At 56.9% G+C, this 19,449-nt stretch carries 22 protein-coding genes; 9 read left to right on the top strand and 13 right to left on the bottom strand.

Annotated elements, in window-relative coordinates; translation table 11 throughout:
• Positions 1-23: 23 nt before the first annotated feature.
• Genes FH039_RS00600 through FH039_RS00565 form a run of 8 tightly spaced genes read right to left on the bottom strand, consistent with a single transcriptional unit; the run spans position 24 to position 10,339 of the window.
• Positions 24-860 carry an NAD(+) kinase gene (locus tag FH039_RS00600; RefSeq protein WP_139679801.1) on the bottom strand — a complete coding sequence of 279 codons (837 nt, stop codon included), beginning with the start codon at positions 858-860 and terminating at the stop codon, positions 24-26.
• Entirely contained in the window at positions 857-1,936 is a 1,080-nt protein-coding gene (locus FH039_RS00595; protein WP_139679800.1) for a lysylphosphatidylglycerol synthase transmembrane domain-containing protein, read from the bottom strand. Before FH039_RS00595 ends, FH039_RS00600 begins: the two co-directional genes overlap by 4 nt.
• 20 nt (positions 1,937-1,956) lie before the next feature.
• Entirely contained in the window at positions 1,957-3,015 is a 1,059-nt protein-coding gene (locus tag FH039_RS00590; RefSeq protein ID WP_139679799.1) for a lysylphosphatidylglycerol synthase transmembrane domain-containing protein, read from the bottom strand.
• A gap of 2 nt (positions 3,016-3,017) precedes the next feature.
• Positions 3,018-4,175 (bottom strand): RsmB/NOP family class I SAM-dependent RNA methyltransferase, encoded by a 1,158-nt coding sequence (locus FH039_RS00585; protein ID WP_139679798.1) that lies wholly within the window; start codon positions 4,173-4,175, stop codon positions 3,018-3,020.
• Positions 4,176-4,184: 9 nt separating this feature from the next.
• Positions 4,185-4,703, bottom strand: a complete 519-nt coding sequence (locus tag FH039_RS00580) for a DUF3201 domain-containing protein (RefSeq protein WP_139681520.1) — start codon at positions 4,701-4,703, stop codon at positions 4,185-4,187.
• Positions 4,704-4,746: 43 nt separating this feature from the next.
• Entirely contained in the window at positions 4,747-5,652 is a 906-nt protein-coding gene (locus FH039_RS00575) for an LEA type 2 family protein (protein ID WP_139679797.1), read from the bottom strand.
• 50 nt (positions 5,653-5,702) lie between these two features.
• Entirely contained in the window at positions 5,703-8,075 is a 2,373-nt protein-coding gene (locus FH039_RS00570; protein WP_139679796.1) for a COG1361 S-layer family protein, read from the bottom strand.
• A complete protein-coding gene (locus FH039_RS00565; RefSeq protein ID WP_206206156.1) occupies positions 8,072-10,339 on the bottom strand; it encodes a hydrophobe/amphiphile efflux-3 (HAE3) family transporter in 2,268 nt (755 codons plus the stop codon). The genes FH039_RS00570 and FH039_RS00565 overlap by 4 nt, the downstream gene beginning before the upstream one ends.
• Before the next feature lie 99 nt (positions 10,340-10,438).
• On the opposite strand from FH039_RS00565, the gene FH039_RS00560 reads away from it, so the two are divergent.
• Genes FH039_RS00560 through FH039_RS00545 form a run of 4 tightly spaced genes read left to right on the top strand, consistent with a single transcriptional unit; the run spans position 10,439 to position 12,538 of the window.
• Complete coding sequence (locus tag FH039_RS00560) at positions 10,439-10,960, top strand: GbsR/MarR family transcriptional regulator (protein WP_139681519.1); 522 nt, start codon at positions 10,439-10,441, stop codon at positions 10,958-10,960.
• Positions 10,961-10,999: 39 nt separating this feature from the next.
• Positions 11,000-11,515: a CDP-2,3-bis-(O-geranylgeranyl)-sn-glycerol synthase gene (locus tag FH039_RS00555; RefSeq protein WP_139679795.1), complete on the top strand. Its 516-nt coding sequence runs from the start codon at positions 11,000-11,002 to the stop codon at positions 11,513-11,515.
• A 57-nt stretch (positions 11,516-11,572) separates the two neighbouring features.
• Positions 11,573-11,827 (top strand): ubiquitin-like small modifier protein 1, encoded by a 255-nt coding sequence (locus FH039_RS00550; RefSeq protein WP_139679794.1) that lies wholly within the window; start codon positions 11,573-11,575, stop codon positions 11,825-11,827.
• 12 nt (positions 11,828-11,839) lie between these two features.
• Positions 11,840-12,538, top strand: a complete 699-nt coding sequence (locus FH039_RS00545; RefSeq protein ID WP_139679793.1) for a ThiF family adenylyltransferase — start codon at positions 11,840-11,842, stop codon at positions 12,536-12,538.
• On the opposite strand, the gene FH039_RS00540 is transcribed toward FH039_RS00545, so the two are convergent.
• Positions 12,531-13,394, bottom strand: coding sequence for a hypothetical protein (locus FH039_RS00540; RefSeq protein WP_139681517.1), 864 nt, complete (start codon positions 13,392-13,394; stop codon positions 12,531-12,533). The genes FH039_RS00545 and FH039_RS00540 overlap by 8 nt on opposite strands.
• A gap of 94 nt (positions 13,395-13,488) precedes the next feature.
• On the opposite strand from FH039_RS00540, the gene FH039_RS00535 reads away from it, so the two are divergent.
• Together FH039_RS00535 and FH039_RS00530 are read left to right on the top strand one after the other, a co-directional pair.
• Entirely contained in the window at positions 13,489-13,923 is a 435-nt protein-coding gene (locus FH039_RS00535) for a molybdenum cofactor biosynthesis protein MoaE (protein WP_139679792.1), read from the top strand.
• Positions 13,924-14,020: 97 nt separating this feature from the next.
• Complete coding sequence (locus FH039_RS00530; RefSeq protein ID WP_139679791.1) at positions 14,021-14,953, top strand: SPASM domain-containing protein; 933 nt, start codon at positions 14,021-14,023, stop codon at positions 14,951-14,953.
• A 48-nt stretch (positions 14,954-15,001) separates the two neighbouring features.
• Here the strand turns inward: FH039_RS00530 and FH039_RS00525 are convergent, their stop codons facing one another.
• A complete protein-coding gene (locus FH039_RS00525; protein WP_139679790.1) occupies positions 15,002-15,919 on the bottom strand; it encodes an Lrp/AsnC family transcriptional regulator in 918 nt (305 codons plus the stop codon).
• 71 nt (positions 15,920-15,990) lie between these two features.
• Between FH039_RS00525 and FH039_RS00520 the strand changes: the two genes are divergently transcribed.
• Genes FH039_RS00520 through FH039_RS00510 form a run of 3 tightly spaced genes read left to right on the top strand, consistent with a single transcriptional unit; the run spans position 15,991 to position 17,593 of the window.
• Positions 15,991-16,479 carry an adenosine-specific kinase gene (locus FH039_RS00520; protein ID WP_014013047.1) on the top strand — a complete coding sequence of 163 codons (489 nt, stop codon included), beginning with the start codon at positions 15,991-15,993 and terminating at the stop codon, positions 16,477-16,479.
• Between the two features lie 51 nt (positions 16,480-16,530).
• Positions 16,531-17,085 carry an XTP/dITP diphosphatase gene (locus FH039_RS00515; RefSeq protein WP_139679789.1) on the top strand — a complete coding sequence of 185 codons (555 nt, stop codon included), beginning with the start codon at positions 16,531-16,533 and terminating at the stop codon, positions 17,083-17,085.
• A 55-nt stretch (positions 17,086-17,140) separates the two neighbouring features.
• A complete protein-coding gene (locus FH039_RS00510) occupies positions 17,141-17,593 on the top strand; it encodes an Lrp/AsnC family transcriptional regulator (protein WP_139681516.1) in 453 nt (150 codons plus the stop codon).
• Positions 17,594-17,656: 63 nt separating this feature from the next.
• Here FH039_RS00510 and FH039_RS00505 read toward each other — a convergent pair whose 3' ends face one another.
• The 3 genes from FH039_RS00505 to FH039_RS12285 all read right to left on the bottom strand — a co-directional run bounded on the left by FH039_RS00505 (position 17,657) and on the right by FH039_RS12285 (position 19,443).
• Positions 17,657-18,484 carry a radical SAM protein gene (locus tag FH039_RS00505; protein ID WP_139679788.1) on the bottom strand — a complete coding sequence of 276 codons (828 nt, stop codon included), beginning with the start codon at positions 18,482-18,484 and terminating at the stop codon, positions 17,657-17,659.
• 294 nt (positions 18,485-18,778) lie between these two features.
• Positions 18,779-19,261 (bottom strand): hypothetical protein, encoded by a 483-nt coding sequence (locus FH039_RS00500; protein ID WP_240703232.1) that lies wholly within the window; start codon positions 19,259-19,261, stop codon positions 18,779-18,781.
• The gene (locus FH039_RS12285) at positions 19,165-19,443 is read right to left on the bottom strand and encodes a hypothetical protein (RefSeq protein WP_240703231.1); all 279 of its coding nucleotides are present in this window, start codon (positions 19,441-19,443) and stop codon (positions 19,165-19,167) included. Before FH039_RS12285 ends, FH039_RS00500 begins: the two co-directional genes overlap by 97 nt.
• Between the last annotated feature and the right edge of the window lie 6 nt (positions 19,444-19,449).

Genomic DNA, 19,449 nt, shown 5'->3' with positions numbered 1-19,449 from the left:
TTTGGGGAGTTGCCTGCCAGGGGCTAAAACCTGTTTTTCAGCCTTACGGTGTACTTTGGATAGACCTCGTCCGTGAAGCGCACGAACTTTGTTCTCCTGGGTGAGAGCTTTATCGTTATCTCTGTCTCCGGTTTCAGGTAGGTGTAGAACTGGCCATCTATGGCGAGTATTATCTCCCTCTCGAGGGCGAGGTTCCTCACGTCTATCGTGCTGTAGGATGGGACTATCATCGGCCTGGAGCTCAGTGCTATGGGGGCGAGTGGGGCTATGACGATCACGTCCAGCCTCGGGTCAACGAAGGGACCGCCGGCGCTCATCGAGTAGCCTGTCGAGCCCGTTGGCGTCGAGACTATCAGGCCGTCGGCCCGGATTTCGTCCGCCAGTCCCCCATCGATGTAGTACCTGAGGTGGATTATCTTTCCCGGGATTCCCGTCAGAATCGCCACCTCGTTGAGGGCGTCTGGAACGGTGTTCTCCCCGTTGAGGTAGGTCCTCAGCTTTATGCGTTCGTCTATGTGGTAGTCCCCCTCTATGAGCTTGCTGAGGGCAAAAAAAGCCTCGTGGGGCTCGACCTCCGTGAGGAATCCCAGCGTACCCATGTTTATTCCGAGGATAGGTATCTCCCGTTTTGTCCTGTGCTCGACCCGCAGTATGGTCCCGTCGCCGCCGATAACGATGATGAAGTCCACGTCGAAGTCCTCGAGCGGGCAGACGTCTGCTTCCTCAAATTCCCGCAGGTGGCTGTGGGTCTCGCCGTCCACGCAGACGTCGTACCCGCTGACCTTTAGGAAGTCGTAGACGCGGTAGGCGAGCTTGAGTGCGGCCTTCTTGTCCCTCCTGGCCACTATCCCGAACTTCATGGTTCGTTTTCCTCCTTCTCTTTCATTTCCTTCTTCAATGTTTCCTCATCCGGGGCGGGAAGTGGGAGCTCCTCCTCCGGAATCTCGGCTTTGTAATCGGCGGTCACGAAGGACCCTATAACCGTCGGCCCCCAGTAGGATATCAGCCTCTCAAGGATGACTCCGGTAACTGCGTATTCCGGGTCAATTCCGAGGGCGATGAAGACGGCCGAATTTACGGCCTCTATTATCCCTGCCCCACCGGGCACTATCGCGAACATGCCGACGACCATGGACACTACCAGAACGACGGTTATGTCCACGGGGGCTATCGGATAGCGTATTGCAAGGAAGACGAGGTAGTACCGGAGTATGGTCAGCCCCCAGTAAACGAAGGAATGGAAGAGGGCCGCGGCGGTTGACATTTTGTCCTTTGAGAGTTCCTTGAAGTCCGACTGGAGCCGCGGAATTGTCACGTCCGCGATGTTCTGGAAGGAGTCCCTGCGTTTCTCGGCCCTTCCAGAGGAGATTCGGTGGTAGAGGCGGTAAATCCACCATACTGCCTTCGGTGCCTTGGTCTCGTTCATGAGGAGCCATATGACCAGGATGGAGAATCCCATCAGTACGGCGTCGAGGATTATGATCAGGATCGTGAGGCCGGTCTCGCCGAGCCTGTAAACGTGGAGCGTCGCCATGACCATCATCACGGCTATCGGCGCAAGGTCAAGGATTCTGTCCATCATGACGCTCGCCGTCATCGGCCCGTAGGGGCTCTTCACCCTCTTCGCGAGGTAGTAAACCCTTATGAACTCGCCCAGCCCCTTGGCACCGGGGCTGATGTTGTTGAAGAACATCCCGACGAATATGGCCGAGAAAACCGCTCTGAACGGGGCCTTTATCCCGAGCCCCTTGAGGAGAACCTTCCAGCGTAGCGCCCAGGCAACGAGGGTGAGAACGTAAACGAGGATGGCGAGGAGGAAGTACTTGATATCCGAGTCCCTGAGGATTTCAGCTATTCCCTGGGCCCCCGCCCAGTTGATGAGGGCGCCTATGACTATGAGCGCTCCTATGAAAAAAACCGCTTTCTTCCAGTCCATGATGTACACCGTCAAACCCGTTATTGGGGTTCATCGTTTATATCCTTGTCGTCCTCCGCTTCCAGCTTTTTCCTGTCCTGGCTCACCTTGATGCCGAAGTGGGTCATTACCCCGGCCCCTATCGCAGTCGGCGCCCAGTAGGATATCAGCCTCTCCAACAGCGTCGCGGTTACCGCTATCTCCTTGTTTATGCCGAGGAGAACGTAAACAGCCGAGTTTATGGCCTCTATTATCCCCGCTCCGCCCGGGATTATCATGAACATTCCCACCACTATGCCTATCATCTGGACGACCATGACGTCGAGGAGCTTTATCGGGCTGTTTATGCTGATAAAGATGAAGTAGGAGCGGAGCAGGACGAGGAACCAGAAGGCGAAGGAGTAAACCAGCGACAGCGTGAAGGCCACCTTGTGCCTCATCAGGAGCTTGAAGTTCTCCTGGAACTGGGGAACGCTCACCTCCACCGCGTGGACGAACTTCTCCTCGTACTTCTTGGCTTTCTTGGGCATTATCCTCCCGAATAGGCGGTAGAACCAGTAGAGAATGCCCTTGGTCTTCTTCTCGCTCAGGAGTATTCCAACGGTGGCAAGGGTTATTATGGCGAAGAATACATCGAGGAGAAGCAGCGTCAGCGTGAGCGAGAACGAGCCGAGGTTGTAGACGTAGACCGTCGCGAGGAGGAGCATGACGACGACCGGGATGACGTCCATTATCCTGTCCATCATGATGGTGGCGAAGACGTGGCCGTAGGGCTGCTTCGTGTGCTTGGAGATGTAGTACATCCTGACCGGCTCGCCTCCGCCCCTGGCTCCTGGGGTCACGTTGTTTATGAAGATGCCGACGAAGAGTCCGCCTATTATCGTCCGGAACGGGGCGTTTATTCCCAGGCTCTTCAGCAGAACGCGCCAGCGCAGCGCCCACATGATGACGGCGGCGATGTAAGCCAGAACCGCCAGGAGGAAGTAGTCGAGCCTTGCTGTTTTGAGTATCTCTATAACGTCCTCTAGGCCTGCCCACCAGACCAGGAGGATTATTATGAGCAGGCCGAGGCCCAGGAGGGAGTACTTCTTCCAGTCCATGCCTACACCTTCCTAAAGCGGGCTATGAAGAAGCCCTGGGTCAGGTGCCTGTTGGGGTAGAACCTCTGAACCTTATCCATACCCATACCGCTCGAACCTATAAAGATGCTCTGCTCTTTGAGCTTTAAACCTTTGCCGAGGATGTACTTCACGTTGGCCTCGTTCTCCTCGTAGCTAAGCGTGCAGGTGGAGTAGACGAGAACGCCGCCCCTCCTGAGGGATTTTATGGCCGCGTTGATGAAGTGCCTCTGGTAGCGGGCCGTTGCCTCTATGTCCCTCGGCGTCCTGCTCTCCCACAGCTTTGGCCTTATGCCAAGGGCCGTGCACGGTGCATCCAGGAGTATCTTGTCCGCCTGGATTCCCAGCTCGGGAAGTTTCCGCGAGTCCATGTGGATTAACTTAACGTTCTTCACGCCGAGCCTTTTGAGCTCCTCCTCCATCTTTTTGAGCCTGTTTCTGGACTTGTCTATGGCTATTATCTCGCCCCTGTTCTGCATCAGCTGGGCTATGTGGCTCGTCTTTCCGCCCGGTGCTGCTGCCATGTCGATTATTAGCTCCTCCTCGCTCGGCTCAAGAACGTGGGCGACCACCATGGATGGCAGGCTCTGGGCATAGAAGAGGCCCTCCTTGAAGGACTCCAGCTCGCTCAGACTTGGCAGTTTGAACTTCGGCAAAGTCACCTCAACCGCCAGTCCCCTTGTCGAGACAACCATTTCCTTGGCGCTCATTCTGGCGATGCCTATTCCGACGAGAAGTCTCCTGGGGTCGCGTATCTCGACTTCATCCCCTGGTTTGATTTTTTTGTCCGCCTGGAGAACGCCGGGAGCGTAGAGCATCGCGCCCTGATAGACACTCTCGCTCGCGAACTTGTTGGCGCGGACGACCGGAAGACCGGGCTCGTAGTCGTCGGGGAAGTTCGGGCCCTCCCTCTCGAAGTATATGCCCTCCTTCAGGTAGGGGCTTCGCTTCGGCTTGAGGCCCTCCTTCCTGAGTATCCCCATGAGCTTCTGCCTGCTCGTCTTCAGCGTGTTCACGCGGATGTAGTACTTCTCCACCGGTGTTCTGAGCGAGGCCATTATCTCCTCCGCTTCGCTCCCGAAGAGCCTCCGGTAGTACTCCCTCAGCTCCTCTGGAAAAGCTTCCTCGTAGCCCTCAACCATAGCCACACCTCAGAGGTCGAAGATTTCAAAGCGCTTCCCGAGGTCTATCAGCCTCAGAATCCCCTGCTTCAGCGCCCCGGCGCTCCCGAAGTTCGCCTCGAACTGAAAGAGCCTCTCATCGCTGGCTTCAATCTTCTCAAGTATCTCCCTTGGAGAGACCCTTCCGTCGCGCCTCCAGTTGTATACGTCGCTGAGGAAGTCCTGGGCGCCGTATATGAAGCTCCTTGGAAATATCTCAACGAACAGGCCCACGAAGTTCTCGCTTATCCTCTCCCTCGGAACCGCGACGACGAAGTAATAGCTCTCTGGCGTGGCCCCGACCTCTATCTGGGGCTTTATCTCGAAGGCCGGGTGGGGGTACTTCATGAGCCTCCACTCGCCGTCCAGGAAGATGTAGGCACCGAAGGCCTCCTCGACGTCTTCAACCTTAAAGCCCTCCTTTGGGAGCTCGAGCTTGAGCTCTTCGTTGAGGGTGAATATGTTCTCCCACATCTCGTTGAGGAACTCGTGAATCTCTCTCACGTTCATTTTTCTCACCAGAAATGGAAAAAGAAAGGCCCCTTAAAAACTTTCATCCGAGCATATTTCCGAGGAGCCTGTTGAGCTCGCCCATTATGTCAGTCTTGACGGTTTCCTCGTAGCTGGCGAGTTTCACGCTGTAGTGCCGGTCCATGACGTTCAGGTCGAGGAATATATCCGCCCTGACCTTGCTCACCTCGCCGTTCTTGATGTGCGTCTCCCAGACCTTCGGCAGGGAGTCTTCCTCGATGTAGGTTTCGACGTCGACGGTCGCGTAGCCGTTGGCGGGGATTACGGTCACCTTGGCCGTCCTCCCATCGCCTATCTTGACGTCGTTGGCGTAGGCGTCGAAGCTCACGTTGCCAATTGGAATCGGAAAGGCGTTGGGGTTGTGGAACCTCATGTGTGCCACCAGCTTGGCCCTTCCGTTCTCCTCCCCTGCCCAGTCGAAGGTCGTCTCAACCAGTGCTGGAGTTTTCACCAGCCCGCCGGCGAGCTCCTTGCTCTCCGCGGTGAAGTTGAGGTACGCCAGCACGTTCTCGCTTACCCCCTGCCTTATGTCGGTCTTGATTGGGATTATTCCAAGCAGCCGGCCCTGGAGGAGGATCACCATCGTGCCGCTCTGCCCGTTGTCCATGTAGTTCACGAGGGAGCGCACGAGGTTGTGGTTGTCTATTGAAAGGACGAGGCTCACGTCCGTCTTTGTCGCCCCGTATTCGAACCTTGCCACCCTCGCCACGGGGATGCCAGTGAACTCTATGCTGAGCTCTTCCATTGAGGCCGGAACCAGGAGGGGCTTGCTCAGCTTTGCATCCACCCATATCTCCGTCGTCTTCTCGTCCACGTAGCCCCACTGCGCGCTGATTCGGGGGTTGATGGTGTAGGCCGCGTAGGCAACGTACCCGATCCATACGATGAAGACCAGTGCCAGTCCGAGGATTATGTATCTGAGTTTCATTTTCCCACCGTGTTCTTTCTTTCTTCAAAGGTCGTTTAAATGTTTCCCGCTCACTTTTTCCGGCCCCTCATGTACGTGTAGAGCACCACCACAACCACAAGGGCCCCGATGGCGATCGCCAGGTTTCTGAGGTTGCTCTCGGTCTTCGTGTTCTCCCCCACGGTCATGACGACGGTTCTCTCGAAGACGTAGACGTTGTCGTCCCCCTGGTTGGGGTCGCCGACGGCCCTTATCCTCAATCCTATGCTGTAGTCCTTGGGTATCGCGTTCTTGTCTATCTTGAGGACTATCACTCCTTCCCCGACCGCCCCCGGGGCGAGATCTCCGATGTAATCCGTTCTCTTGTCGAGGCTGAAGGGCTGGTCCGCCTTCACGACGCCCTCGATGAGAACGCTCGTGGCCTTCTCGCCGCCGGTGTTCTTCAGCTTGACGTAGACGTTGACGGTCTCCCCCTGGAGGGGTTCGGGGTCGAAGCGTACTCCTACCACCTCGATGTTCGGCTTCGCGCCGATTATGACCGGAACCTTGAGCGTGACATTCTTTGTTATACCGAGGTCGTTGGTGTAGGTCACGAGCAGCGGTATCTCGTAGGTTCCCGAACTGGCGTTGTTGGCGACGTTTATCTTGAACGATGACTGCGCGGAGTCGCCCTTTCCGAGGCTCCCCAGACCAATTACCTGTTCGCTGCTCTCGCTGAGCGAGAAGGGCCATTCCGGCATTGGCTTTATTATTATCGTCCTGGCAGTTCCGGTTCCGACGTTGTCCACCTGGAAGTCGACCTCAACGTTGTCAGTCCCGGGGATTATCTTGCCGGGCGACGTTGATACCCTGGAGAGTATCAGTTGTGCCCTTCCGGTTACGTCTATCCCGACCAGCCTTTCGTCGGTTATCTCCTCCTCGCTCGGTTCTGTGAGGTACTTCAGCTCTATCCTGAGAGGGTATACCCCGTTCTCCAGTCTCTCGTTGGCCTTGATTCTGAACTCCACTGTTGCATTTTCCCCGGGCTGAAGTTCAGCTACATATTTCACGTTGTCCTCTCCAATGGGCAGGAATGCCTCTATGTTCTGCCTGGCGAGCTGGGCCATTATCTGATTGAGCGCGTCCTGAAGGCTTCCGCTGAGCTGCTCGCTCCCCTGCAGCGGAAGCTGCGAGAGTGCCGAGAGGTCAACGTTCTTTATCTCTCCCTGGACGGGCACTTTGTATGAGCTTATCTTCAGGCTGAGGGCCTTAACCGGCTCGGCACCGGGGTTCTCAAGGGTGAAGCGCACGGTGAATGTGTCCCCAGGGCTTATCTCCATCGGTTCCGTCTCGACCCGGGTTATCTCAACGAACGCACTGCGCTTCTGGTATATCCTCAGCGCGACCACGTTGTATGACTGAACCATACGCATGTTTTCTCCCACGCCGGTGAAGTAGATGATGCCCACGTACACGGGGTATATCCCGATGTCTGCGTTGGGGTTTACCCTAATCTTGAAGGTCAGCGTGGTGCTTCCCTTGGGTTCGATGTACTCCACGTACTGGACCGAGCTCCACTTTGGATAGAAGACCTCCTGAGAGAACTTGCCCTGGGAGAGAACTGCGGAGAGACCGCTGGCGAGGGAAGGCGTGTTGTTGAACGCTATCGGTTCGGGGGATACGAAGACGTTAACGTATCTGGCCTTCGTGGCGCCCTCGTTCTTCAGCGTCACCTCCACCGTCGCTGTGTCCCCGGGATATACGTATTCCGTGATCCTGACGGTTGATACGATGTTTCCGGGGGCAGTGGCTCCCTTCCACTGGGAAGGTCCGTTCACAATCACCCTGGCGACGTTGGGGTAAACCTCGGGAACGCTCAGCGTGACCGTTCTGTTGTCCACCATGAACTCCACGGTATCGCCCTCTTTGATCGGCATCGATTCGGGGTATGTTATCGGTTTGGTAACGTCCTCCTTCGTTATTCCGAGCTCCGGATGTTCGTCTATGGTCTGCATAACCGCCTTTGCTATCTCCTCGGGGGACGCGTGGTTGAGCCACTGGTAAAAGCCGTAGGCGTTGGCCAGCAGGCAGGCGTTGAACTCCGCGGTGTCGTTCACGTATCCCGCGCACTCCTCCACGTCATAGCCCTGGGTCTCGGCCAGGGCCACCAGGAACTCTGGATTTGCCAGAAGACGTGCCATCTTTTCTGGATCCGGGACGTATATGGTGACGTACTTTCCTCCGATTAGCTGACCGTCCTTTGTTATTATGAACAGTGCGTATTCATCCCCCGTGGTGTAGTTGACCGTCGTGTCTACCAGGGTTATCACGAGGGGCCCCACCAGGATCGATTCCCCTTTATCCATGTATCCGTCGAAAAGGAGGGCCTCGTACGTTGCAAGGGCAAGCTTTCCTCCCAGAGGGAGAATGAGCATTAAAATGACCATGAACGCGGCCTTTTTCATTCCCTATCACCTCCGATATTCCGTCCGTAGAAGACCTGCAGCAGCGCGGGCGTGACGAGGTACGCGGCCATCATCGAGGCGAATATTCCAAAGGCCAGGGTGACCCCGAAGTCGTGTATCGTTGGAAGCTCGCCCGCGAGGAGCGCCAGAAATCCTCCCGCGGTCGTCAGCGCGCCGGCGAGTATGCCCGGTCCGACGCTTCCTACGGCCGTGACTATCGGCCGCGTGCTGCCCTCGTTCATCTCCTCCAGGAAGCGGTGGGTGAGGTGCATGCCGTAATCGACGCCCAGGCCGACTATCATGGATATAACCCCCGCGAGGCTCTGGGTGAAGGGGATACCCGCGAGCCCCATGAAGCCCACGGTCCAGAGCGCCCCGAGGAACATGGGGGTTATCATTGCCAGGGCCACCCGGATTCTTCTGAAGAGAAGCATGACGATGAGGACAACGAAGATCGTTCCGTAGGTGGAGATGCGATTTATCTCAACGCTGGTGAGCTGGTCGAGGACGTAGTTCAGGTACAGATCGCCGGTCAGGGCCAGTTTCACCCCGGGCGGAAACTCCGTCCCCTGGGCCAGCGCCGTCTCATCCTCGAAATAGCGCATTATCCTCCTGAACTCGTCCATACTCGCACCGCCGAAGTCCCCCGTGAACTTGATTATTGCCATTGAGTAATCCGATGAGACCAGGCCGGATCCCTGGTATGAGGCCAGCGCCGCCTTTATCTTTTCATCGTCATTTGGAATGTAGCCGTACTGCCTGTAAACGACGTCGGCCAGGCTCTCGGAGCTGAAAACCCCGTTGTAATAGGAGTCCGCCTTTACCTGATTCTCGAAGCGGTACATGGCCCTCACGATGGCGGGGTTCCTAACGTCGTCCGCCCTCACCAGCACGTACAGCTCGTCCTGGCCCCCGAACTCGGTTCTCACGTCCATGATTGCCTCTATCTCGGGCATTCCCGGGGGGATGAACTTTTCCAGCCTCACCTCGGTTGTAACCTGGGTCACACCGTAGGCGAAGATCAGGGTGACCAGAAAAACCGCCCCGAGAAACGCGTGGGGCCTTGCCTTTATCGCCTTCCCAAGGGAGTGGAAGGCGCTTCCTATGAATCCCGAGCTCGAGCGCACCTCCGGGGGAACGTAGTGCCCCCTCAGCTTCCTCATAACGTCCTCCTCCAGGATTATGACCGCGGGGGTTATCACAACGGCGTTGAGGGCGGCTAAACTTAAACCTAGGATGAGTGTGGTTGCGAGGTTGTGGAGCATGGGGAGGGTGGAGAGGTACATGGCCGCGAAGCCCGCTATTGTCGTAAGCGCCGCGCCGAGGAGTGCTTTCCCCGTTTCGGCGACCGCCTCCGCCGCGGCCTCTTCGATGTCCCTGCCGTTGCGCCTCTCCTCGTAGTAGCGGTTCGTGACGTGGATGCCGTAGTCTATTCCCATACCGATGAGCATCGCGCCTATCGTGGTCGTCGCCAGGTCTAGGGGAATGCCCGCCAGCCCCATGAATCCAAGCGTCATGGCCACTCCGAAGACGAGGGGAATGAGGGGGATGGCAGCTTTTACCGGGGAGCGGTAGAAGTAGAGCAGGAGCGCGATGACGAGGACGAAGGATATGGCCATGGTCTTGTTGAGGTCGCTCTGGAGGAGCTGGAGGATGCGGTAGGTTATGCCTATGTTCCCGGTCTGGATTATCTCGACGTTCTTTGGAAACTTGACGCTCTCCATGTCCTCCTGGATTCCCTCGTACACCCTCACGAGCGTCTCCGTTTTCTTCTCCCTGCTTATCGTGACGAGTATCATCGTCATCGTGTAGTCCCTGCTGACCAGGGAGTACCTCCGCTCGGGTGGGAGCATGTCGAGGACGAACCTGGCCTCCTCTTCCGTCCGGGGAAGCCTGCCGAGGACCTGCATGTACACGTCGGCTATGCTGATCGTATCCGTTACGTACTCCCTTTCCCTGAGCCGCTGCTCCAGCTCGTAAACTGCCTCTATAACCTGCGGGTCGCGGATGTCGTAAACGCCGCCCGGTTCGATTGAGTCTATCTTCACCACGATTATCGTGCTGTCGCCGCTCTGGAACTCGTTCTGCAGGGCGTTGTAGTCGTCTATGGCCGGATTGCCCTCTGGGAGCATTGAGCTGAGGTCGCTCTCAAAGCGAAGCTGGCTCATTCCGTAGATGGAGACGACTAGCAGAAACAGTGCTATCAGCGCGAAGGCAACCCTGTACCTGACTATAACCCTCGCCGCTCCCCTGAGCACGTCCATGAGCTTACCTCCAAACTTTCGGAAACTTCCGAAAGTTTTAAATATGCAGAACTTAAAAACCTTTTGTCAGAGGCGACGGATGAAATCGAGGTGCGGACGATGGGTATTGAGGAGGCCAAGAAGATAGTCATGGAGCACTTTGCCGGGGCCGCGAGACGCTTCGGCTTCAACGAGCTTTACGGGTACATATACGGGGTTCTCTTCCTTGCGAGCGAGCCGATGAGCCTGGGTGAGATTGCGGAGACCACTGGATACTCGCTCTCCCACGTGAGCACCGCCCTCAAGTTTATGGAGCGCATAGGGCTCGTGGTGAGGATAAAGAAGCCCGGCGATAAGAAGGCCTACTACAGGGCCACCAAGCTCCTCAGGGACTGGCGTCAGGCCGCCTACTACGGGAAGATAATGGAGGACATACAGCAGACGAGGGCCAACCTCGAGAGGGCTTTGCGGGAGCTCGAGGGCGAGGAAGGTGAGGAGGCTGAGTCAATACGCGAAAGCATCACGTTCGCAATGGGGAGAAACGCCCTCGCCGAGAGGATTCTGAAGTTTCTGATCGAGCATGAGGATGAGGAGGTCCTTGAGAGGCTTCTCAACTGCCTCGAGTCGGATGAAAAGCGGTAGCTTTAAAACCGACGGTTTGTACTCCAGACGGGTGGAATAATGGGGTTCGTTTCATCTCTCCTCTGGGCGTTCTGGTACATACTGCCGGCCTACGTCGCCAACGCCTCCCCCGTGCTCGTCGGAGGAGGGCGGCCCATAGACGGCGGCCGACACTGGAGGGACGGCCGAAGGGTGTTCGGGGATGGAAAGACCTGGCGCGGCCTCATCGGTGGGGTTTCCCTCGGAACCCTCACGGGACTCCTTCAGTACTTCATCACTCCGGGCTTCTACGGGGCCCTTAAAACCGCCCTCATGCTCGCTTTTCTGCTCTCGTTCGGTGCCCTTCTCGGTGACCTCGTGGGGAGCTTCTTCAAGAGGCGCGCGAACCTCCCGCGCGGGGCCCCGGCCATAGGCCTTGACCAGCTCGGCTTTCTCATAGCGGCCCTGGCCCTCGCGTATCCAGTTAAAACCCTCGACTCGGGCCAGATAATCTTCCTCCTGGTCGTTTCGCCCTTCGTTCACTGGGGGGCCAACTACTTCGCCTACAGGATGGGCTGGAAGAGCGTGCCGTGGTAGCATAACCGTCCAGCAACCCTTTTTAACCCTCCATCCAACCTTTTCTCGGTGGTGTGAATGAGGGTCACGGTCAGGTATTTTGCCCGCTACCGCTCCCTCGTCGGGAAGGGCGAGGAGGAGCTTGAGGTTCCGGAGGGGATAACGGTTCTTGAACTCATCGAAATGCTGAAGGAGAGGCACCCTGTTCTCAGAAACGAGGTCTTCGCGGAGGAGGACGACCTCGCCGACGTCAACGTCTCCCGCAACGGCCGCTACGTCCGCTTCGACGAGGTTCTCCGCGACGGCGACATCGTGGCGCTATTCCCCCCGTGAGCGGTGGTTGATATGCTGAGCGGAAAGGAGATAGAGCGCTACGACAGGCAGATAATGATCTTCGGGCCGGAGGGCCAGGAGAAGCTCAAAAGCTCAAAGGTCGCCGTCGTCGGTGTCGGCGGCCTCGGAAGCCCCGTCGCCTACTACCTCGCGGCCGCGGGGATAGGGAGGCTCCTCCTCATAGACGAGCAGGAGCCCGAGCTCAGCAACCTCAACAGGCAGATACTCCACTGGGAGGAGGATTTAGGGAAGAACCCGAAACCACTATCCGCCAGGTGGAAGCTGGAGCGCTTCAACTCCGACATTGAAATCGAGACGTTCGTCGGCAGGCTGAGCGAGGAGAACATCGATGGGGTTCTTGAGGGCGTGGATGTGATAGTTGACTGCCTCGACAACTTTGAGACGCGCTTCCTGCTCGATGACTACGCCCAGCGGAATCGCGTGCCCCTCGTTCACGGTGCAGTGGAAAGTACCTTCGGCCAGGTCACGACCGTGGTGCCCGGCGTCACCAAGAGCCTGCGCGAAATCTTTCCAAGGGCAGGGAAAAAGAAGGAGAAATTCCCCATCCTGGGGGCAACGGCCGGAGTCGTCGGCTCGATTCAGGCGATGGAGGTCGTGAAGCTCCTCACAGGCATCGGTGAGCCCCTGCTGAACAAACTTCTCATAGTTGATCTTGCCTTCAACACCTTCGACGTCGTTGAGCTCAGGTAGATGGCTCCTTCACGCTCCTCTTCTCGTTTATCGAGTCTATCTCAAATGTCTCGCTCCACTTCCCGTCCTGCTTTATCGTCATCTTACCGAGGGTTGGGTCATCAACGTTCGTCTCCGAACTAACGCTGAAGCTCAGTCTGCCCCCGACAAGCCTTCCATCGCTGAACCATAGCTCCAACTGGCCGTCCTTTACGTATACAACGGTGTCGGGTGACGCCGCGAAGTAAACCATCGCGAGGGGCTTGAGCCTGTAGTCCGGGATGCTGTAGGTCAGCTTCGTGACGGCCCCGGTCTCGACTGAATTCGGCTTCTCCTTCAGGTATTCCCTGGCGAGGCCGACGATGCTGTACCTCCAGAGGATATCGCTCGCGGTCCTGTCTTCAGTCCTCACCCAGCCGACGATGGTCTGGATGTATGTGACGTTGTCGACGACGATCCTCGATGTGTTGGTCCTCGCCCCATCTGGCAGGCTGACGGTCGTCGAGTTTATCCAGGCGCTCCAGGATTCAAAGTCCATGTATCCCCTCTCGAGTATGCGGAGGGTCACGTTGTCCCCCTGGGAGGTGCCGTTCCCCTCGATCGTCACGAGCATTTCGAGGCTGGTGTTGCTTGTGTACGTGAACTGCCGAATCTCGGAGACCCCCTGGAGCAGGGCGTTTACATCCGGCCCGGCGGGGGTTTCGGTCACGGTCCGGCTCGGCGTCGTGGTGGTCTGGGGGGCGGTGGTTGTGGTTGGGACTGTGCCCTCGTTTTCCGCAGTGGTGCTTGGAGTCACGCTTGAGCCGTCCCCTCCGAGACAGCCCGCTACCGCGCCGGTCAGAAGAACTACGATGAGAAGGAGCGCGTACCTCTTCATCTCATCCACCTGGAGAGGCTGCGGTCGGAACCACTTAAACCTTTCCACCGCGCGGTTTTTAATCTCCCGGGCCCTATACCTGAGGGGGATAGGCATGAAGGTGAGGCTCACGAAGGAACCCTTCGACCTGAACGAGGCACTGGGATACCTGCTCGTTCCCGAGGCCGGTGGCTACGTGTTTTTCCTGGGCAAGGTGCGGAACGAAAACCACGGGAGGCGCGTCAGGAAGCTCGTATATGAGGCCTATCCGGAGATGGCGGAGGCGGAGATGGAGCGGATAAGAGAGGAGGCCATTGAGAGGTTCCCCATTCTGGATATGCTTATATGGCACCGCTACGGGGAGCTGGAAGTCGGCCAGGATACGATACTCATCATAGCCAGCGGGAGACACAGGAGGGAGGCGTTTGAGGCGTGTGAATGGGCCATAGATGAAGTAAAGAAACGCGTGCCCGTGTGGAAGAGGGAGGTGACCGACGAGGGCGAGTTCTGGATAGAGGGGGATAGGACGGTCCCTCTGGAGCGATCGTGAATTTTCCATTTTTTGCAGACTACTTTTAGTGGTATGCAAAATCGGAATAGAAAAAGTATATATACGATTCCTCCCTATTCTCCCGTGGTGATGTCCGGTGGAGAAGGTGGCTTATGATACCGCTCATTCCTTTGGCATAGGCCTCTCCCCCAGGGTAACGTCGGTGGCAAAGCCCCCCTGGAGCAACAGGCGCCACAACGGCAGGCTCGAGAGGCTCATACTCCAGCTCGGTGCTGGCAGGGGCAGGTTCTCCGAAGTGACCGGAATCCCCCGCTCGATGGGGTGCATCGGGAACAACTCTTTCATCCTCCGCCGCGAACCGATGAGTGTCGAGCGCGTCAGGGAGCTTATCGGGGAGTTTCTGGAGGCTGGTGGAAGCGAGCTCTGGCTGACCAACTACGACAGCGTTGAGTACCTCCTTTCAACGGCCGCATACGCCGTGGAGATAGGCGTTCCCGAGGTTTACGCGGTAGTTCTTCTCGATGACCTGGACGAGGTAAAGCCGATGGAGGGCGTCCGTTTCATCGCTGAGCTTGAGTACAGCGAGGAGAACATCCAGCGGCTTGAGGCCCTGGACTGGCTCCACGGTGCCCTGGTTATGGTCAAAGGTTCCGACCTGGATGAGCTTAGGAACCTCAGGACCACCTTCCCCGGGGAGATTTACATAGACGTCCTGTACCCCGGCTCCGCGAGGAAACTCGACTTCAACGTCATTGAGCTGAGGCGCATACTTAACCCCTCCACCGAGAGGTACCACGACTGCCTGGCGGGGACCCTCGCGATAACGGCCGACGGCTACGCCCTCCCCTGTCCGCTCCTCAGGAACAACGTGGTGGCGGATGCCAGGGAGGTTGGGATTAAGAAGGTGCTCCGGAAGAGGCGCCTCAAGGAGTTCTGGAGGATGACAAAGGATAAGATCGAGGCCTGCAGCACGTGCCCGTTCAAATACATCTGCCACGACTGCAGGGCCCTCGAGTATCAGGCCACCGGCGAGATAGACGGCATAGAGTACTGCCAGATAGTTCTCTGACCTGACATCCTCCCTGCCCTGGAGGGCGAGACTTGGAGAAGAGAAAAGTCAGAATTCCAGGATGGAGCGGTATCCGCTCCCATCTTCTTTAACCATTCTTGAATACCTGTCCCTCAGGTTGTTGTCGTTGAGTTCCTTGAAAATGGGGTCTATGTACTCGATGAGGAGCTTCTCCACGTAACTGCTGAACTCCAGTATCTTGCCCCCCAGGTCTTCCTTTGAGGAGAAGAACCATTCAAGCAGGTATCCGTAACCTGGAAGGACGCCGACCGTTACCTCGTACTCCTTGAACCTCTCGAGAATTGTTTCATCGAGATCTTTCGCCAGCCCTATAACGGCCCTGTCGTGAACGTTCACGTCCACCAGGGGAACGAACCCCCGGATGATCTCTTCCTCCTGGAGCCTGTTTATCATATACCTGACTGTCGGGCGGCTCTTTCCCAGCCTTCGGGCTATCTCTGTTATGGGGGTTCGGGCGTCCCACTTGAGGATGTCCATGAGAACCGCGTAATCGTGGCTCAGGTACCAGTCCCCAAAGCTGTCGTCGCCGCTGTAGGGATATACCCTCACCTCGTAGTACTCGTAGTCGTCCGAGTACTTTGAGAGCATCTCTCCAATGAGCTTCCTCTGCTTGTCGGGAATGTGGAACAAGATGGAGAAGCCGTTCTTGAACCCGAAGGCGGGGTTTGCGTAGCTTATGAAGGGGTTTTTCGTGAGTCTATGCGCGACTTCCATGGTCCTGTCCGACGGCACGCTCAGAAACGTTATGTAGCTTCTCAGTCCAATCTTTTTTATGTTGTATGAAGCGCTCACGGTCAGGTATTTCCCGTAATACTTGTCGTAGAGTCTCTTGAGCCGATAGTAGTCTATCCCCTCGCTCTCGGCTATCTTCTTCAGACTTTCCAAGGGGTACTTATCGAGGATTTCAACCAGGAACTCCAGTTCAGACATGACCGGTTCGGTCATTTTACCTCACCAGTTCATCGGACGAGAAAAAGTTATATCGGTCGGGATATTAAATCCTTCCGGTGGTGACCATGGTAAAGATAGAGGTCGTTGACATCGAAAAGCCGGAGGGCGTCGAGGCCATAATCGGGCAGGGCAACTTCTCCATATTCACCGTGGATGACCTCGCCAAGACCCTTCTAACGACGGTTCCGGGCATAAAGTTCGGGATTGCGATGAACGAGGCGAAGCCCCAGCTGACGCGCTTCAGCGGCAACGACGAGGAGCTGGAGAAGCTCGCGGCAAAGAACGCCCTTAGAATCGGGGCGGGCCACGTCTTCGTTGTGCTCATGCGCAACGCTTTCCCGATAAACGTCCTCAACGCCGTCAAGAACCACCCCGCAGTGGTTATGGTCTACGGGGCCAGCGAGAACCCGCTCCAGGTTATTGTAGCAGAGACGGACCTGGGACGGAGCGTCCTGGGAGTCGTGGACGGCAAGGCCGCCAACAGGATAGAGGACGAGGAGCTCAAGAGGGAGCGCAGGGAACTCGTGGAGAAGATAGGCTACCGGATCGACTGAAGAACCGGCAACCTTTTTTACCTACCTCCCCTCTTCTCCTCCGGTGATGGTATGAGGCTCGCGTTCATCACTTCTAACCCCGGGAAGGTTGAGGAGGCGAGGAAGTACTTCGAGCCCCTTGGAGTTGAGGTTTATCAGCTCCGGTTCGAGTACCCCGAGATACAGGCCGATACGCTCGAGGAGGTGGCGGAGTACGGTGCCAGGTGGCTGGCGAAGAGACTCGAGGGCCCGTTCTTCCTCGATGATTCCGGGCTGTTCATTGACGCCCTGAAGGGCTTCCCGGGCGTGTACTCCGCCTACGTTTACAGGACCCTGGGAATAGACGGCATCCTCCGGCTTATGGCCGGTGTTGATAACAGAAAAGCGCACTTCAGGAGCGTGATAGCTTACTGGGACGGTGAGGTCCATCTGTTCACGGGCCGCGTCGATGGAGAGATAACCCGGGAGAAGCGCGGGACCGGCGGCTTCGGCTTTGACCCGATATTCATGCCTCAGGGATTCGACAGAACTTTTGCCGAAATGACAACGGATGAGAAGAACAGGATATCACATCGTGGAAGGGCTTTAAAAGCATTCTCAGAGTGGCTAAAGGAAAACCTTAAATAAGCCTCATGTTCCAAAGTTAACAGTAATAGTTGAATGAATGACGAAGGGGGTCGCGATGGTAAACACTCTTGATGCCACCGATTTGAGGCTGTTGAAGGAGCTCAAGGAGAACGCGAGGGAGAACATAGCCTCGCTCAGCAAGAAGCTCGGCATACCCCGAACCACCGTTCACTACCGCATCAAAAAGCTGGTCGAGGATGGCGTCATCGAGAAGTTCACCGTCAAGCCAGACTACAAAAAGCTCGACCTCGGGACCACTGCCTTCATCCTCGCCCGTTATGACCCCGATTCCGGAGTAAATCAGCGCGAGGTGGCGGAGAGGATAGCGGCGCTCGACGGTGTCTACGAGGTCCACATAATAGCTGGTGAGTGGGACCTGCTCATAAAGGTGCGTGCCCCGAGCTCGGAGGCCGTTGGAAGGATAGTCGTGGACAGGCTCAGGGAGATAAAGGGCGTCGGGCAGACGGTTACGATGGTGTCATTTGTCACGGTTAAGGAGGAACTGTGAAGCCCCGGGGCGATGATCGGCGTTCTCCTTTCTGATTTATGATGATGCGAGGAATGGTGAGCCCTACATAACGCAGCACTCGTAGATTATCTCGACGTCCCTCAGGCTTTTTGCCCATTCGATAACTTTTCTAGGCGGGTTCGTCAGCCTGTCAACGCCGGCCAAAACCGCCCCCCTGTCGAAGTCAAGCCTCCATCTCCCCATGGGTCTCATGCAGCCTATGCTCAGCTCCCCACTAAAGCTCTCCCTGGCGTATTTCACGACCTTCAGGCTATCCTCCACGCTCGGTTTTGGAGCGTTCTCCATCTCGGTTCCCTTCGTTGGGATGAGCACGTCCAGCACGAGGACGTCTATCGGATACTCCATCAGCAGGTCTATCGCCCGGTACTCCCAGTGGATTTTCCCGAAGTCGAGGCCTATTGTTATGTGGGGTGCGACCCTCACGCCGGCTTCCGTGAGCAGGTCGAGGATTTTTAGGTAGTCCCCAACGGTCTTGTCTATCCTGTAAACGCGCCTTATCACGTCGTCATCGCCCACGAAGTCGAGGGAGACCACATCGACGTACCTGACCCACTCCAAATCGCTCTCGTCTATGAACCCGACGTGGGCGTTGAGCTTGAGGCTCGTTCTCCTCTTTATCTCCCTGATTTCATCCGAGTATCTGTCCAATGGCACCTTAAGACGGGAATCCATCCCGCCGCTCAGCAGGCAGCCGGTGTAGCCCTCCCTCTCGAGACCGAGGCAGTAATCGACTAGATTCTTTTTGGTGGGCTTTCTCATGCCCTCGAGGTAGTGCCTCCCGCAGTGGGCGCAGTTCAGTGCGCAGTAGTTGCCCGTGAGCGAGATAGAGGGAAACTTAACGCCCGGGATGTATATCTTGAGTTTTCTCATTCAAACCACCTTGGGGGGGTTGTAGGGGGCGTAGCCCCCTCCGGCGTTTAAAAGAGAAGGAAGGGTCCGGGAAACGTAGTTTCCCGATTCATGTGGGGCGAAGCCCCACGTTCGGGGGAGGGGGTTGGCAAGGACGTGGGGGGTGAAACCCCCCGGTCCTGCGAGGGGAATTTAACGCCTGGAATGTAGATTTTTAGTTTTTTCATTTAACTCACCTCAGAGGGGGTTGTAGGGGGCGTAGCCCCCTCCGGTGTTTAAAAGATGGGGTCTGGGAAATCTTGAATCTCTTCGTCATTATCCCTCCCGCCTCGGGAGTCCGCCCTCCCGCTTAAAACTCTCACTGGACGGTTTTGTTTCCTCGAAGGTCAGGAGGAATTTGAGGTAGAAGAGCTTCCCGAGTATCGCGAGAACCGTGAAGGAACCGAGTATTGGTGCCGCCAGAATCGCGAGAAGCCACGTTACTTCCCCCGCCTTCGCGAGAGCCGGCAGGAACGGGACCGCCGCCATGAGAAACAGCACGATTGAGTTCAGCCTCGACATCCAGAGGCTCATCTTCAGACCCTCAACCTTCCAGAGCACGCTGTTCCTTATCCCGACCGCGAGGTAGTTTATTCCAGCTCCCACTAAAGCCACCACGGAGGTTATCACGAACTCGGGAGGTCCGAAGGGAAGGATGTTCTCTACAACCGCTGAGTATGTATAGACGGCCGATGCGAGCATGAGAACCCATGAGAGGGCCCTGAGGAGGTAGCCACCGTGAAGCGCTTCACCGCCCACCTTCCGAGCCTTTTCCTGACCAGCTCGGTCATGCCGACGTAGTAGAGAACCGTGGAGGCACCGAGGCAGGCTATCGAGGCGTTGTAGGACTTCGAAGCCAGAACCGCCGCCGGCAGGAGGAATAACTCTGCCAGAATCAGGAACGGTCTGGGCTTTATGAGCTTCTCGGGGTCAAACTCCATCGGCTC

The sequence above is a fragment of the Thermococcus indicus genome (genome assembly GCF_006274605.1).
Taxonomy (GTDB): Archaea; Methanobacteriota_B; Thermococci; order Thermococcales; family Thermococcaceae; genus Thermococcus; species Thermococcus indicus.
This window is presented reverse-complemented; position numbering and strand designations above follow the sequence as displayed.